16 protein-coding genes are annotated in these 13,584 nt (G+C 30.1%); 5 read left to right on the forward strand and 11 right to left on the reverse strand.

Annotated features, from left to right (window positions below; translation table 11 throughout):
* The first annotated feature begins 45 nt into the window (after positions 1–45).
* From ABDZ69_RS10810 to ABDZ69_RS10825, 4 genes are all read left to right on the forward strand, one after another.
* On the forward strand, positions 46–1,644 hold the full coding sequence (locus ABDZ69_RS10810) for an N-acyl-D-amino-acid deacylase family protein (RefSeq protein WP_343769473.1): 1,599 nt from the start codon (positions 46–48) through the stop codon (positions 1,642–1,644).
* A 198-nt stretch (positions 1,645–1,842) separates the two neighbouring features.
* Positions 1,843–2,610 (forward strand): YwaF family protein, encoded by a 768-nt coding sequence (locus tag ABDZ69_RS10815; protein ID WP_343769474.1) that lies wholly within the window; start codon positions 1,843–1,845, stop codon positions 2,608–2,610.
* 156 nt (positions 2,611–2,766) lie between these two features.
* The gene (locus tag ABDZ69_RS10820; protein ID WP_343769475.1) at positions 2,767–3,972 is read left to right on the forward strand and encodes a cation:proton antiporter; all 1,206 of its coding nucleotides are present in this window, start codon (positions 2,767–2,769) and stop codon (positions 3,970–3,972) included.
* A 10-nt stretch (positions 3,973–3,982) separates the two neighbouring features.
* Positions 3,983–4,348: a P-II family nitrogen regulator gene (locus ABDZ69_RS10825; protein ID WP_343769476.1), complete on the forward strand. Its 366-nt coding sequence runs from the start codon at positions 3,983–3,985 to the stop codon at positions 4,346–4,348.
* Positions 4,349–4,433: 85 nt separating this feature from the next.
* Here ABDZ69_RS10825 and ABDZ69_RS10830 read toward each other — a convergent pair whose 3' ends face one another.
* The 10 genes from ABDZ69_RS10830 to ABDZ69_RS10875 all read right to left on the reverse strand — a co-directional run bounded on the left by ABDZ69_RS10830 (position 4,434) and on the right by ABDZ69_RS10875 (position 11,800).
* Positions 4,434–5,021, reverse strand: a complete 588-nt coding sequence (locus ABDZ69_RS10830; RefSeq protein ID WP_343769477.1) for a zinc ribbon domain-containing protein — start codon at positions 5,019–5,021, stop codon at positions 4,434–4,436.
* Positions 5,022–5,035: 14 nt separating this feature from the next.
* On the reverse strand, positions 5,036–5,332 hold the full coding sequence (locus tag ABDZ69_RS10835; RefSeq protein ID WP_343769478.1) for a hypothetical protein: 297 nt from the start codon (positions 5,330–5,332) through the stop codon (positions 5,036–5,038).
* The gene (locus tag ABDZ69_RS10840; RefSeq protein ID WP_343769479.1) at positions 5,325–5,900 is read right to left on the reverse strand and encodes an RNA polymerase sigma factor; all 576 of its coding nucleotides are present in this window, start codon (positions 5,898–5,900) and stop codon (positions 5,325–5,327) included. The genes ABDZ69_RS10835 and ABDZ69_RS10840 overlap by 8 nt, the downstream gene beginning before the upstream one ends.
* Positions 5,901–6,010: 110 nt before the next feature.
* Positions 6,011–7,057 carry an ABC transporter permease gene (locus ABDZ69_RS10845; RefSeq protein ID WP_343769480.1) on the reverse strand — a complete coding sequence of 349 codons (1,047 nt, stop codon included), beginning with the start codon at positions 7,055–7,057 and terminating at the stop codon, positions 6,011–6,013.
* Complete coding sequence (locus ABDZ69_RS10850) at positions 7,050–7,823, reverse strand: ABC transporter permease (protein WP_343769481.1); 774 nt, start codon at positions 7,821–7,823, stop codon at positions 7,050–7,052. Before ABDZ69_RS10850 ends, ABDZ69_RS10845 begins: the two co-directional genes overlap by 8 nt.
* Positions 7,824–7,847: 24 nt before the next feature.
* Positions 7,848–8,780, reverse strand: coding sequence for an ABC transporter ATP-binding protein (locus ABDZ69_RS10855; RefSeq protein WP_343769483.1), 933 nt, complete (start codon positions 8,778–8,780; stop codon positions 7,848–7,850).
* 249 nt (positions 8,781–9,029) lie between these two features.
* The gene (locus tag ABDZ69_RS10860; RefSeq protein WP_343769485.1) at positions 9,030–9,662 is read right to left on the reverse strand and encodes a response regulator; all 633 of its coding nucleotides are present in this window, start codon (positions 9,660–9,662) and stop codon (positions 9,030–9,032) included.
* A 15-nt stretch (positions 9,663–9,677) separates the two neighbouring features.
* Entirely contained in the window at positions 9,678–10,796 is a 1,119-nt protein-coding gene (locus ABDZ69_RS10865) for a sensor histidine kinase (protein WP_343769486.1), read from the reverse strand.
* A 182-nt stretch (positions 10,797–10,978) separates the two neighbouring features.
* Positions 10,979–11,320 carry a hypothetical protein gene (locus ABDZ69_RS10870; protein ID WP_343769487.1) on the reverse strand — a complete coding sequence of 114 codons (342 nt, stop codon included), beginning with the start codon at positions 11,318–11,320 and terminating at the stop codon, positions 10,979–10,981.
* 57 nt (positions 11,321–11,377) lie between these two features.
* Positions 11,378–11,800, reverse strand: a complete 423-nt coding sequence (locus tag ABDZ69_RS10875; protein WP_343769488.1) for a GNAT family N-acetyltransferase — start codon at positions 11,798–11,800, stop codon at positions 11,378–11,380.
* 230 nt (positions 11,801–12,030) lie between these two features.
* On the opposite strand from ABDZ69_RS10875, the gene ABDZ69_RS10880 reads away from it, so the two are divergent.
* Positions 12,031–12,789, forward strand: coding sequence for a CPBP family intramembrane glutamic endopeptidase (locus ABDZ69_RS10880; RefSeq protein ID WP_343769490.1), 759 nt, complete (start codon positions 12,031–12,033; stop codon positions 12,787–12,789).
* 107 nt (positions 12,790–12,896) lie between these two features.
* Here ABDZ69_RS10880 and ABDZ69_RS10885 read toward each other — a convergent pair whose 3' ends face one another.
* Positions 12,897–13,580 carry a GntR family transcriptional regulator gene (locus ABDZ69_RS10885; RefSeq protein ID WP_343769492.1) on the reverse strand — a complete coding sequence of 228 codons (684 nt, stop codon included), beginning with the start codon at positions 13,578–13,580 and terminating at the stop codon, positions 12,897–12,899.
* Positions 13,581–13,584 lie beyond the last annotated feature (4 nt).

Here is a 13,584-nt window from a genome sequence, read left to right on the forward strand (position 1 = left end):
TTAATTTAAATATTATTTATATGTTGTTACAAAGGAGGCAAAAATATGTTTGACATAGTAATAAATAATGCCCTTATTGTAGATGGAAGTGGAAATAAGCCTTTTAAAGGTTCAATAGGAATTGAAAAGGATAGAATCAAAAAAATTTGCAGGGAAAATTCTATTTTAAATGGGAAGGTAATCATAGACGCTGAAGGAAATATATTATCTCCTGGATTTATAGATATGCATTCTCACTCAGACAGCTCATTTTTAATCTATAAAGATCTTGAAAGTAAAATATTCCAAGGTATTACTACAGAGCTTATAGGTAGCTGTGGTATATCTTTAGTTCCTAACAATGCTTCTATAAGGAAAGACTTATTAAATTATTGTAAGTCCCTATGCTACAATACAGATATAATAAATTTAGACTTTTCTACTTTAGATGAATACGTAAAAAAAGTAAATGAAAATAAACCTTCAATAAATAATCTTCCTCAAATTGGTCATGGAACTTTACGAATGACTGTAATGGGATTTGAAAATAGAAGGCCTACTAATGAAGAATTAAATGAAATGAAAAATTTATTAGAAAGAGAACTAAAATCTGGTGCTTGGGGCATGTCACTAGGCTTAGTTTATCCACCAGGAAGTTTTACTGAAAAAGATGAACTAGTAGAATTATCCAAGGTATTAAAGAAATATGATGCTATATTAACTGTTCATATGCGTGGTGAAGGCGACACAGTTTTTGAATCCATAAAAGAAATGATAGCTATAACTAGAGAAAGTAATGTACATTGTCATATTTCACACTTAAAACTTATGGGAAGAAATCAATGGGGTCGCGGAAAAGAAATTATTTCTCTAATTAATAATGCTATTGACGAAGGGCTTAATATCTCTTGTGATCAATATCCTTATACAGCATCTTGTACTTCTCTTTATCCAATTATCCCAAAAGATGCTCAAGAGGGTGGTATAAAAACTATAAAAAATACTTTCAATAGCGATAAATGGGAAAGTATTGCCGCAAAAATTGAGGAAAATATATATTCTCGTGGAGGCGGTGATAAAATAGTGGTTTCTTCTGCAAAAGGAGCTAAAGAAAACTACCAAGGCTTAAGCTTGCTCCAAATATCAAATAAGTTTAATATATCTTTAGCTGAAGCAGTTAAAAAATTACTTTTAGAAACAGAGGGTTCTGCTGTAGTAACTTACTATAGCATGAATGAGAAGGATGTAGAGTATATAATGACGCAAGAAAATATTGCTATTGGAAGCGACGGTGCGGCCATAGGATTCAGTGATTTTAGATTTGGCACTCCTCATCCAAGAAATTTTGGAACTTTTCCTAGATACATTAAAATATCTTTAGATAAGAACTTATTACCTTTAGAAAAAATTATTTATAAAGCAACAGGACTTCCTGCTAAATTATTAGGACTCAAAGATAGGGGTATTATAGCTGTAGGCAAAATAGCTGATTTAGTTATACTCAATTTAAATAATATCCAGGACACAGCTACCTTTACTCAACCTTTTGCCAAACCTCGCGGTATAGAGTATGTGTTAGTAGGTGGAAAAATAGCTATTGAAAATAATATTCAAAATAAGGTTTATAATGGGAAAGTGATATTAAAAGGCAAAAGTATACACTAAAACTTATAGTTTCTCATGGAAAAAGGGTAAAGTCGAAATTATTTTAATATAGACTTTACCCTTTTTATACTTTAAAAATTAATTAAAAATATATAACTATACAAACTTGTAATAAAAACCTAATAGAAATAAATTTAAAATCATAATAAAATAGTAATATAGTATTATTATAAACTTTTAGTTAGAGGTGAACCTATTATGATTAATAATATAAAATACTTTTTTCGAGGATCCCCAGATGGATATAGTTTTCCAATGATGAGCAACTTACATTTACTTATATTAACGCTTACATTACTAGGATGTATATTAATAATAAGCAAAGGTAGTAACCTTAGGGACAGTAAATACTCAAGATATTTTAAAGCTATTACTATAACAATATTGTCAATTCAACAAATAGTTTTATATATATGGTATATGTTTTCTGGGTATTTTACTATAAAAGAAAGCTTACCTCTTTATAACTGCCGAATAGCAATTATATTTACCATTTTTGCTTTTATAACAAATAAAAACATATTTAAAAATGTATGTTGTTATTGGGGATTTGCCGGTTCAATATTGGCCCTATTATTTCCTGTCACAGACCCTTTTAATTTCCCTCACTATACCTTAATCTCCTTTTGGAGCGGTCATATTGTTATGTTATGGGCTACCACATACCTTTTATTTGTTGAAAGATACTCTATTAATAAAAATAGTTTAAGGTCTATGCTTATATTCACAAATAGTTATAACCTTATTATTTATAAATTCAATCAAGTTTTTCTTGCCAATTATTGTTACTTGAACGAACCCCCTTTTGAAATTAAGTTTATATCAAATATAAATCCTTACACCTATACCTTAATAATTTTTGCTACTTTTAATTTAGTAATGACATTGTTTTATATTTGTGCAAAAGGATTGTCTAAAAATCACATACTAGAAAACAATGAATCTAGGGTTTTATTTGATATATAAGAATTTTATCTTTAAAGGAATTCCAGCTAGACTCCATAATTTGAAATATTTTCATTAATACTGTATACTATATATGAGCTTTGTATTAATTAGACTCTTGCAAAGCTTCTTTCTATTTAAGGTATAGAAAGAATATATTATAGGAGGATCGTATTATTGAATTTACTCTTTAAACTTAGTATTGTATTATTAGTTGGTGTACTGGGAGGAAGGCTGGCTAAACACTTTAAGCTTCCAAATGTAACAGGCTATTTAATAGCTGGATTATTTATTGGTTCCTCATTTTTTAATTTAATTGGTGAGGCAGAGCTTCAATCCTTGTCTATCGTTAATGAAGTTGCCCTAGCTGCTATTGCTTTTAGCATTGGTAGTGAGTTTGTTTTAAAGGACATGTTAAAGGTTGGTAAAGATATACTTATAATAACCTTAGCAGAGGCGATTTTTGCTGTGTTACTAGTATTTTTAGTAACTTTTTATATTTTCAATCAGTCCTTTGCCTTTAGTATTGTTATAGCAGCCATGTCTGCAGCCACAGCGCCTGCAGCAACCATGATGGTAATAAATCAATATAAGGCACATGGACCTCTTACAAAGACCATTTTACCTGTAGTTGCCATAGATGATGCTGTGGGAATTATGCTTTTTGGTATTGCTATGTCTATGGCTAAATTATCCACCGGTGGGACAAGTCATACCTTTCTGCAAATGCTTGGCGGACCTATAATTGAAATTTTAGGCTCTTTATTACTTGGATTTGTACTGGGAATTATATTAACCTTTGTGGCTAATAAAGCTAATAGCCGTGAAGAATTATTATCTTTAGTGTTAGCTGCCATCGCCGCTAGCACAGGCATTGCTAATATGCTAAAGCTCTCTCCCCTGCTAACTTGCATGATGGTTGGAGCTACTTTAGTTAACTTAATGCAAAAATCCAATCGTGTATTTTCCCTCATGAATGATTTTACTCCACCTATCTACTTAATATTTTTCACTCTAGCAGGAGCGGGATTAAATTTGAAGATTTTATTCCAGGTTGGCTCACTAGGGCTTGGCTATATTTTAGCTAGGGCAGGGGGTAAAATGCTAGGAGCTTACTTAGGAGCTAAAGCAGTAAATGCAGATGAAGCGGTAGTAAAATATTTAGGCCTTAGCTTACTGCCTCAAGGTGGTGTTTCCATAGGTCTTTCCATAATTGTTAGACAAGAATTACCGCAATTTAGTGTAGGGATTACTACAGTTATTCTCTTTAGCGTCTTTGTTTATGAAATTTCAGGACCTATTTTAGCAAAGATTGCTATAGAAAAAGCTGGAGAAGTTAATGGACTTCAAAGGGCTAAAGCGGCAACAAATTTAAACAGTTAAATAATAATAAATGAAAGGTCGTGATACAGTGCACGCATTGTTTTTAGTTCTTAATGAAACAGAATACTTAGATGACATATTAACCGCCTTTGTGGACATAGGAGTAAAAGGAGCAACTATTTTAGATAGCCAAGGTATGGGTAGGGCTCTACTTGATAACGAAAACAAACAAATTCCTCTTTTTGGATCCATAAAGAGCTTTTTAAATAACTCTCACCCTTACAACAAAACCATCTTTACTATTTTAGAAGACGACGCTCTTGTAGATAAGGTAGTGCAGACAGTAAAAAGTATCCTAGGAGATATGTCAAAGCCTGGTGTAGGATTAATGTTTACAGTTCCTATTGGAAAGGTTTATGGTATGAGAGATGACTAAAAATTCCCCAGGAATTTTCACAATTAAAATTCCTGGGGAATTTTTTTCATTAACTAATCAACCCAAAACTAGCTTACCTAAAAAACTAACTAAGATTATTTCCACAATAAGGGCACATGCTCCAACCCTTTTCAACACCTCTACCACATTGCGTGCAAGTCTTTTTTAGATTTGTTCCGCAATTAGGGCATATATTATAGTCTTCTCTTACATAACTTCCACAGTTAAAACACTTCTTATTGCTAGCATTATAGGAATTTCTAACTATTAAATAAATTATTAACCCTATAAAGTTTGGTACAAATATTGCAACTAGTAGCCATAGCCAAGGATCCATTCCCCTGCTTTGTGCATCATAATAAACAAATCTTCCTATCAAAATAAGAATTGTAAGGGGTATTAGCATAAATAAGGGCATAATAATCATAGCTGGTAGCACAGATAAAAACTCTCCGTGTCCTCTTGTAAAGTATGAAACATTTACAAAGTTAGTTATAAATAAAATACCCAAAAGTCCAATTACGCCTGCTAATATATAAAATAATATTTTAAATGGATTTTTGGTAGAATCATACTCTCCTCTTCTATTCATTCTTAAAATCCCATATATTATTGCTCCTATCACAGTTAAAATAATCATTGGGACAACAAGTATCAAAGATACTATTTTCATTGTATATCACACTCCTAATCAATTAATTTATTAAACTTAAAAAACAATAGCAGAAACACTGCAATTACTGCGTTGCTTATAGTAAAGGTAATATTAATGATTAAATAAAAATACTTCAAGTTTATATAAGACATATAAAAATACACCATGCCTATTATAAACAGTAAGTTCACTATAAAACTCAATGGTATGGCATATATAAGAGGTTCATATTGTATATAATCCTTGGTTTTACTTATTAACTGTTCTGGTGCTTCTATGGATTCATTTCCTATTTCATAAAGTAATTTTTCTATCTTGTTTTCATCCATAAACTTTCCCCTCCATATATTCTTTAATGAGCTTACGTGCTTTATTCAATCTTGATTTTATGGTCCCCTCTGGTATAGACAAAACTTCACTAATATCTTTGTAGCTTAGTTCTTGGAAATAATATAATATTACTGGAAGCTTATATTCTTCTTTTAAGCTTTCAACTGCTTCCTTAAGCATGGCTTTTTCAAAATTTTTAACCATCTCTTCTTCCGGTAAATTTTCTTCAGACCCTATATTAATTACTTCTTTTTCCTTCTCATCGTTATTAAAATAATCTTTAATTATATTAAGCCAGCGTTTATTTTTTCTGTATTTATCCTTATAGGAATTTATACATATGGTAAATATCCAAGTTTTAAGATTTTTGTTTTCATCATATTTTTCTAAGTTTCTAAACACTTTGATCCAAGTATCTTGAAATAAATCCTCAGCCTCCTGTCTACTTTTACATAAGTGGAGAGAAAATTTATATAGTGGATCTTTGTATTTATGAACTATCACATCTAGTCCTTCTTTTTTGTTTATTTTATAGATACTTAGGATATCCTTATCTTCTAAATGCAAATCTTCTCTCCCCCTCATTTATCTTTTACGCTTCAGTTGTGTTTAGGTTCACGTAAATAAAAATTGCAATGCAATAATTTTTATTTAAGAATTATTGCATCACAATTTTTCTAAAGGTCTCTTTCCCCAGGTTTTAGAGTTTTCACACCAAAGGTAAAGAAAACAACCCCAAAGAGTAAAAGTACTAGTAAATTTGTACCTATGGTATTAATATTTCCTCCATCTATAAGACTTATATAAGAATCTATCATCCATTTTTGAGGTGTAAAATTTGCTATTTTTCTAATAACTATATTCAAAGAATCCGTTGGGAAAAATCCTCCTCCTAATATACTTGTTACTATGGCTATAAGAGTAAGGACCAAATTATATTTTTCCTCATCCTCCACTACTCCCACTAGTCCCACTGAAAAACCTACTGCGCTTATTAAATAAGCTATGAGTATAATATAAACTAGCCAAGGGGATGCGCCCCACTGAATCTTAAAAATAAATGTAGTTAAGATTAAAAACAAAGTAATTTGTAGCAATCCTAATATGAAATTTGCTATTATATGAGCTAACACTATTTCATATTCCTTTACAGGAGTTGAAAATAATCTCATAAAATTTTTTTCTCTTTTATCTTGTAGCAAAAATCCAATACTTGAACCCGCAAACATTACTATAAACATTGAAAGCATACCCATAGAGGCTTTCCCTTGCTCATACATTTTTGAATTCACTGTAGATTTATCATAGTTTTTTATATCCTTACCGCTAAGCATAGCAGAAGCATACTCTTCAATTTCCCCTTTTAATATTTGTATCTCTTCACCATCCTTAAGAGTTACAACCTTTATTTTACTAGTAGAAGTTATAGTAAAATCCTCTGGAAAAATTACTCCTATCTTTACCTCTTTATTATTTAGCTTTTCCTCTATATTTCCTTCCTCTAAATACTCAATATTGTATTTATTGCTATCTTTTAAATATTGAACAACTGAATAATCACCTTTAGGTGGATTAGCTACCCCAAGAATTACTTTTTCTTTTCCCCCAAACATTAGAATTCCAAGGGTTGCGGCTAATATAGGAAGAAAGAAAATAAATGCAAATATATTTATTTCCTTAAGCATTCTTTTTACTAAATTTGTTCCAATCACTATGCTATTCATAAATATTCTCCTTCCTATAAATAGTAGTGGCAATAACCATAAACACTGTTCCCATAATTCCTAATACTATAAGATTTGTTTTAATACTTAGTAGATTTCCGCCTTCCATAAGCTTTAAATAAGCTTCTGAAATCCATTTATTTATTGTGAATTTAGATATGGTTTCAAATTTATCTCCCTGTGAAAATCCTCCGCTAGCAAAGGTCATAAATATTACTATAAAGGAGCTTACTATCCCTGCTACTTTGCTGTTTTTAAAAATACCTGACAATATGAAAGCCAAGGATGTGGCTACATATACACCCAAAAGCGTTACTATAAAAACATTGAAGGGAGAATTTCCAAAACTTACTCCAAAAAATAATTTAGAACCTATTATTATTGATCCTGAAAGTAACAATACTACTATGGAGTGACCAATTAAAATTCCACTTAGCATGTGACTTTTCTTAATTGGTGCTGCAAACATTCTAAGGAGAGTGTTCTTTTCTCTTTCCCCAACTAACATGGATCCAGCAATCATGCTTCCCATCAAGGTAAACTGCACAAGGGTTGTGGTGGCAAAACTTTCTACAAAAACGTTTCCCTTAGAAGGTGACAATATAACTAGTTCAACTAAAGAATTAGAGTTGCTCTGTAAAACTTGTCCTCCTTTACTCATATTACTTATAATTCCTATGAGAAAGAGAGGTATTATTATTAAAAATCCAAGGAGAAATATATCTCTAAACATATCTTTTATATTCTTATAGGCTATACTCCACATAACTTTTCCCTCCTAATTCTCAAATTAATCCCTTAATTTTCTTCCCGTTAATTTTAAAAACACACTCTCTAAATCTGCCTGTTTTATATCAATATTTCTAACAGTTATATTTCCTTCTCCTAATTTTCCTAAAACTTTTTGTAAAATTTCATTAGGGGATTTGCAAATAACCTCTATTCTATTACCTTTTAATGCCACATCCCTCACTTCTTCAATGCTTTTTATTCCCTCAATTGAATTAAAACTTATATTATATCCCTCTATTATTATCTTTTGTTCTTCCCATATAGAGCTTACTAATTCATCCTTACTTCCTAAGGCTATGAGCTTTCCAAAATCTATAATTCCTATCCTACTACATATACTTTCCACTTCCTCCATGTAGTGACTAGTATATATAATGGTAGCCCCTCTTCTGTTTAATTCTTTTATTGATTCTAAAATATGATTCCTCGATTGAGGATCTATACCAACGGTAGGTTCGTCCATAATAATTATTTTAGGTTGATGAACTATGGAGCAAGCTATATTTAATCTTCTTTTCATACCTCCAGAGAATTTTTTAGGAACTTCCTTTCTTTTATCTGCAAGTCCAGTAAATTGAAGGGCTTCTTCCGCCATCTCCTTAAGTTTTTTACCCTTTAAACCATATAATCTTCCTAAGAACTCTACATTTTCTAAGGCTGTCATGTTTTCATATATGGCAAGTTCTTGCGGCACTAGACCCAGTATCCTTTTGGCATTTAAACTATCCTTCATAACATCAATGCCATTTACAGTAATCTCTCCACTATTAGGCTTTAAAAGCCCCATAATCATTTTTATAGTACTACTTTTTCCAGCCCCATTAGGACCTAGTAAACCAAATATTTCCTCATTCTTTATTTCTAAACTTATATTATCTACGGCTAAGTTGTTTCCATATCTTTTAATTACATTTTCTAATTTTATAGACATATAATTCTCCCCTTTTTTATTTTCTTATAGTTATATTGTACAAAAAATTCATATATAAAGTCTTAACCCTAGGTCACATGTTAAGATGACTTAAGTCACTTTTCAAGTGCATAGATAAAAAAATACTATATAATAATATCGTCGTAGAACATAAAAGAGCTAAGTATTTAGTGAAATAGCGACTTTTTCGGAGCGACTTCACTAAATACTTAGCTCTCTATTTGTGATATCCAATTATTTTTTAATATTTTATTTCCCATTCTTAAGATAAAATATAGCAATTTGAGTTCTATCCCTTAAGTTAAGTCTTGATAATATATCTGTAATTTTATTTTTCACAGTGCCTTGGCTTAAAAATACCTTTTCTGATACTTCCTTATTGGAATATCCTTCTGCTATAAGTCTCATTATTTCAATTTCAATTTCTTGAAGGTTATACTTAGAAAAATCTTTCTTTTCTTCTCTTTTAAGTAGTAAGGGAACTTTTTCTGCTATGCTTGGGTGAATAAGCATATTGCCTTCATTTACTATTTTTACTGCTTTAATAACTTCTTCTGGGGGAATATTTTTAAGCAAATACCCTGATGCTCCATTTTTCAATGCCTCTACTATATATTCATCATCATTAAAGGTAGTAAGTATAAGTACCTTTACCTTTTCATAGGAGCTACATATTTTCTTCGTTCCCAAAACCCCATCACATATAGGCATCCTAATATCCATTAGTATTACGTCCACTGTATTTCCTTGGCAGAATGTAAAGGCTTCATCTCCATTAGAGCAGGTTCCTATAACTTCAATTTCTTTATCTAAAGATAGTATTATTTTCATACCCTCTCTAACCATTATGTCGTCATCTACTACAACTACTTTTATACTCATTCTCTTTACCCTCCCTTATAATGGAATAATACTCTCTATAACGAAATCTTCTAAATTATATAATCTCAATTCACCTTTTACTGATTTTAGTCTCTCTTCCATGGAAGCTAGTCCCATACCTTTTTCAATGCTTGTACATCCAATTCCATCATCACTAATTTTAAGCCTTACTTTATCCTCTTCAAAGGTAAGATGGATTTTTATGTTCTTAGCCTTTCCATGCTTTACTCCATTAGTTATTCCCTCTTGAGCATTTTTATAAAGAATTAACTGAACTTCAGAGTTTAAATTTATTACATTTCCTTTAACCATGAAATCTATATTTATTCCAGTATCCATAGTAAACTTTTTAGATAAATTATTGATAGCTTCTACTATATTTTCTAACTGAATATTTTTCATATCTTTAACAGTATATCTAAGAATATCTATACTTTCTCTTAAATTTTCTATGGAAGCTTTTAAAAGTTTCTTTGATTTCTCACTATCTAAATCTAATATGCTTACTCCAGCTTGCATTTGTATAAGCAGTGCTGTGAGCCTATGCCCTATGGTATCATGAATTTCTTCTGATATCCTATTTCTCTCTTCTAATTGAGCTACATGTCTTACTCTTTGAGAATAAAGCTCTAGTTGTTTCTTTGTTTTCTCAAGTTCATAGCTATATCTCCTAACATCATCATAAAGATACTCTAAGGTAGAGCTTTTATCCATTAATTTATTAATATTAAGCATGAGTATTATACATAAGCTGTAAATAAATAGATTCATTAAGATGATTTCTACAGAGAAATCTTTTATTAGATAAGATAACACAATAAAAGTAGTTAAGATAATTCCACTGCTATACTTTTTTGAAAAACTTACTCCATCTATAAGGGTAATGTATAATAAAAGATATGTAATACCTTTGAATCCATCAAATAAAAAATATATTAAAATAAAATCCACTACAACGGATAATAGAAATAATTTTTCTTTAAAATAAATTATTCTAAACTGCATGTTAAATAAACATAGTAAGATAAGTATAATAAAATATGGTATCCTACCCTCTTCTAATGTAGATACAGCATAGATTATATTTAAAAATATAATTATAAACTTAACTATATATGTATTTCGTTTATCCATTTGTAACTCCCTAAATTTGTTATTATATATAATTATATCTTATTTACCTCTAATGGTTAACATGCAAATAATCCTTTATTATTTATTAAAATTTTAATTAGGGGAAGTCAAAAATGACTTCCCCTAAAAAATATAATATTATCAGCACTTTTTCTCTATACTTTTATTATGTATAAAATCATTTATTCCAGTATATCGATTATCCATTTTCCACAGTCTACACATTTATATATTCTAATAACAAATAAATCTAAACTTTGTCCTCCATACATCTCTTTAAACTGTTCAGCCTCAGATTTTAACACAAACTCATCATCCTTTGTAATGAATCCTTGTATTTCTGAAAAATAATTCATCTTTGTTTTATCACAACAATCATTTATATCAACACATTGTATTTCTGATATTTCTAAATCCCCTTGTAATTCTTGAATTATTGGAAGAATATCTTCCACTTCATTAATATTATCTTGATAATCCTTTTCAGAAAATTTAACTCCTTGAATTTCAAATAATATGTCCATTATCTTTACTTCCTCTCCTCTAATATTATTAACTCTTTAAAAGTATACTATATAAATTTATTCAGTAAAACCCTTCATCTGCATTTTTTCCCCATCACGAAATAATGCCATCCCTGTTTTCATTTTTCTAAAGTTTAACTTTTCATAAAAAATTTCTTTGCCAGGAGAGGCATATAATATAAAGTTACATTGAGGAATACATTTTAAAATACTCTGAATAATCGTTGCACCTACCTTTTTCCCTTGGTACTCGGGAAGTACTGCTATATCATAAATTGCAGCTTGATAAACTCCATCGGAAATCGCACGGCCAAATCCAATTAATTTATCATCATCAAAAGCAAATACAACAGTATGACTATTTTCAAAAGCCTTCTTATGTGCTTCACCTTCCAAATAAGACATTCCAACCTTTTTTAATATTTTAGGGACACAATTCCAATCTACATTTAAACAATTGTATTGAATTTTTAGATTCATCTTTTCTCACCTTTACCCTTTTAATTTAATCCTATAAAGTATAGTATAGTCTATTACCTTAGGTAAGGTACAACTACTATTTCTGTAGATTTAATAAAATAGCCACCTTCTTAGAAAAATTTTATCTTCATAATCTTTTAAAAATAATGATTTTTCTGCAAAAATATGATAATATAAGTATAACCATTGTCTACAATCATCGACCAAATATGATTATTGGAGGACAAGCCTTGAAAAAGAGTGTTAAACAATTTTTATTAATATCCTTTGCCATAAGCTACCCATGTTTTGGTGTAATAGTTTACTCTAGGACTGCATTCGGCGATATATTTAATAATCCTTTTTATCTCTGTCTTTTTATTCTTGGATGCCTAGGGCCGTTCATTTCATCATTTATTGCACATGTTTTAAATAAAGAAGAGCTAGGTGGAATAGAAGGATTTAAAGGTAAGTTAAAAATATTTAAAAGCACCAAAGCCATTATTTTAATACCACTATTTCTAATTACACATTATGGTTTTGCTATGCTTTTGAAAAGTGTATATAAATATGGAGATATTATGGACTTTTTCCGCTATCTTCCTCTAATGGTAGTGATATTAGGCTCTCAAGAAATTGGTTGGAGGGGAATAGTACAGCCAGCATTTGAAGAAAAAAAGGGATTTGGCAAATCCTCTATTACAACAGGACTTTTTTGGGCATTGTGGTTTTTACCACTTATCTATATACCAAAATTTATTATACTACCACAGTTTTATGCACAATTCGCAGCATATTTAGTGGGAATAGGTATATTACTTACCACTCTTTATAAATCAAGTGGAAGCATTATGTACTGTGTAATACTATCTAGCCTTCTCTTTGCATTATCTCCAGTTATCATCTTAAAACAGAGCTTCATGCTTGTTGGTATAGCTTTGGTTGATGCAATAGTTGCACATAAATTTAAGGACAAAGTCTTCACTTCAGCTAAGAGTATAAAAATATAAATGGACTATAGACTTTATTAATACAATTTCCCATATAAAAATGCACTTAGTAACTAATTTATATTAATTACTAAGTGCATTTTGGATTTTCTAGATAGTAGTTTAGTTTAATCATAACAATCATCTTCTTCGAGTTTCTTTTCTCTTTGTTCAAGTATTTTCTTAAAGATCTCTTCAGCACCTTTATAATGCTCCTCAGTAAGTGTCATTACCAATTTATAGTCCTTTTTTCTGAATGCTTCTACCATTTTCTTATGCATCTTAATACTATCTTCCTGAATCTTAAACGTCCTAGGCTCATAATAATTCCTAACAAGCATTTCATGAAGAACATTATATTCTTTAAAAAGCTTTTTTAATCTGCTATTTTTAGAATAATTAATAAATGTCTTATGAAATTTATAATCATAATCATAGAATTCGTCAGTTCCTATATACTTCTCCTGGAGTAATAAATACTTTTCTAAATGCTTACATACTTCTTCAGTGTCAGATTTCTCAAAAGACAATTTTACACCGGTGTTAATTACATATAGAAGTATCTCATTAACCTCAAGAAAAAAGTCGTAATCAAAATCAACCACTGTTGCTCCAGATTTATCGATGGATGTGACAAGTCCATCTTGATTTAGACGGTTAATAGCATCTCGAATAGGAGATGAACTAACTCCAAATCTTTGTTGCAATGTCCTATTTACAAGCTTTGAACCAAAGGGAATCTCTCTTTTTAATATTTCTATTTTTAATACATCATAAATTTGATCACTTAAAGTTTTTTTATTAATTAACACGCCA

The sequence above is a fragment of the Clostridium malenominatum genome (assembly GCF_039521365.1).
Lineage (GTDB): Bacteria > Bacillota > Clostridia > Clostridiales > Clostridiaceae > Clostridium_AW > Clostridium_AW malenominatum.

Bases quoted from the DNA above. Each gene is read 5' to 3' on its own strand.
- ABDZ69_RS10810 (WP_343769473.1), top strand. From the start codon at position 46: ATGTTTGACATAGTAATAAATAATGCCCTTATTGTAGATGGAAGTGGA.
- ABDZ69_RS10835 (WP_343769478.1), bottom strand. From the start codon at position 5,332: ATGGATGAAAACAAGATAGAAAAATTACTTTATGAAATAGGAAATGAA.
- ABDZ69_RS10865 (WP_343769486.1), bottom strand. From the start codon at position 10,796: ATGGATAAACGAAATACATATATAGTTAAGTTTATAATTATATTTTTA.
- ABDZ69_RS10875 (WP_343769488.1), bottom strand. From the start codon at position 11,800: ATGAATCTAAAAATTCAATACAATTGTTTAAATGTAGATTGGAATTGT.
- ABDZ69_RS10815 (WP_343769474.1), top strand. From the start codon at position 1,843: ATGATTAATAATATAAAATACTTTTTTCGAGGATCCCCAGATGGATAT.
- ABDZ69_RS10825 (WP_343769476.1), top strand. From the start codon at position 3,983: ATGAAAGGTCGTGATACAGTGCACGCATTGTTTTTAGTTCTTAATGAA.
- ABDZ69_RS10850 (WP_343769481.1), bottom strand. From the start codon at position 7,823: ATGTGGAGTATAGCCTATAAGAATATAAAAGATATGTTTAGAGATATA.
- ABDZ69_RS10855 (WP_343769483.1), bottom strand. From the start codon at position 8,780: ATGTCTATAAAATTAGAAAATGTAATTAAAAGATATGGAAACAACTTA.
- ABDZ69_RS10870 (WP_343769487.1), bottom strand. From the start codon at position 11,320: ATGGACATATTATTTGAAATTCAAGGAGTTAAATTTTCTGAAAAGGAT.
- ABDZ69_RS10845 (WP_343769480.1), bottom strand. From the start codon at position 7,057: ATGAATAGCATAGTGATTGGAACAAATTTAGTAAAAAGAATGCTTAAG.
- ABDZ69_RS10860 (WP_343769485.1), bottom strand. From the start codon at position 9,662: ATGAGTATAAAAGTAGTTGTAGTAGATGACGACATAATGGTTAGAGAG.
- ABDZ69_RS10830 (WP_343769477.1), bottom strand. From the start codon at position 5,021: ATGAAAATAGTATCTTTGATACTTGTTGTCCCAATGATTATTTTAACT.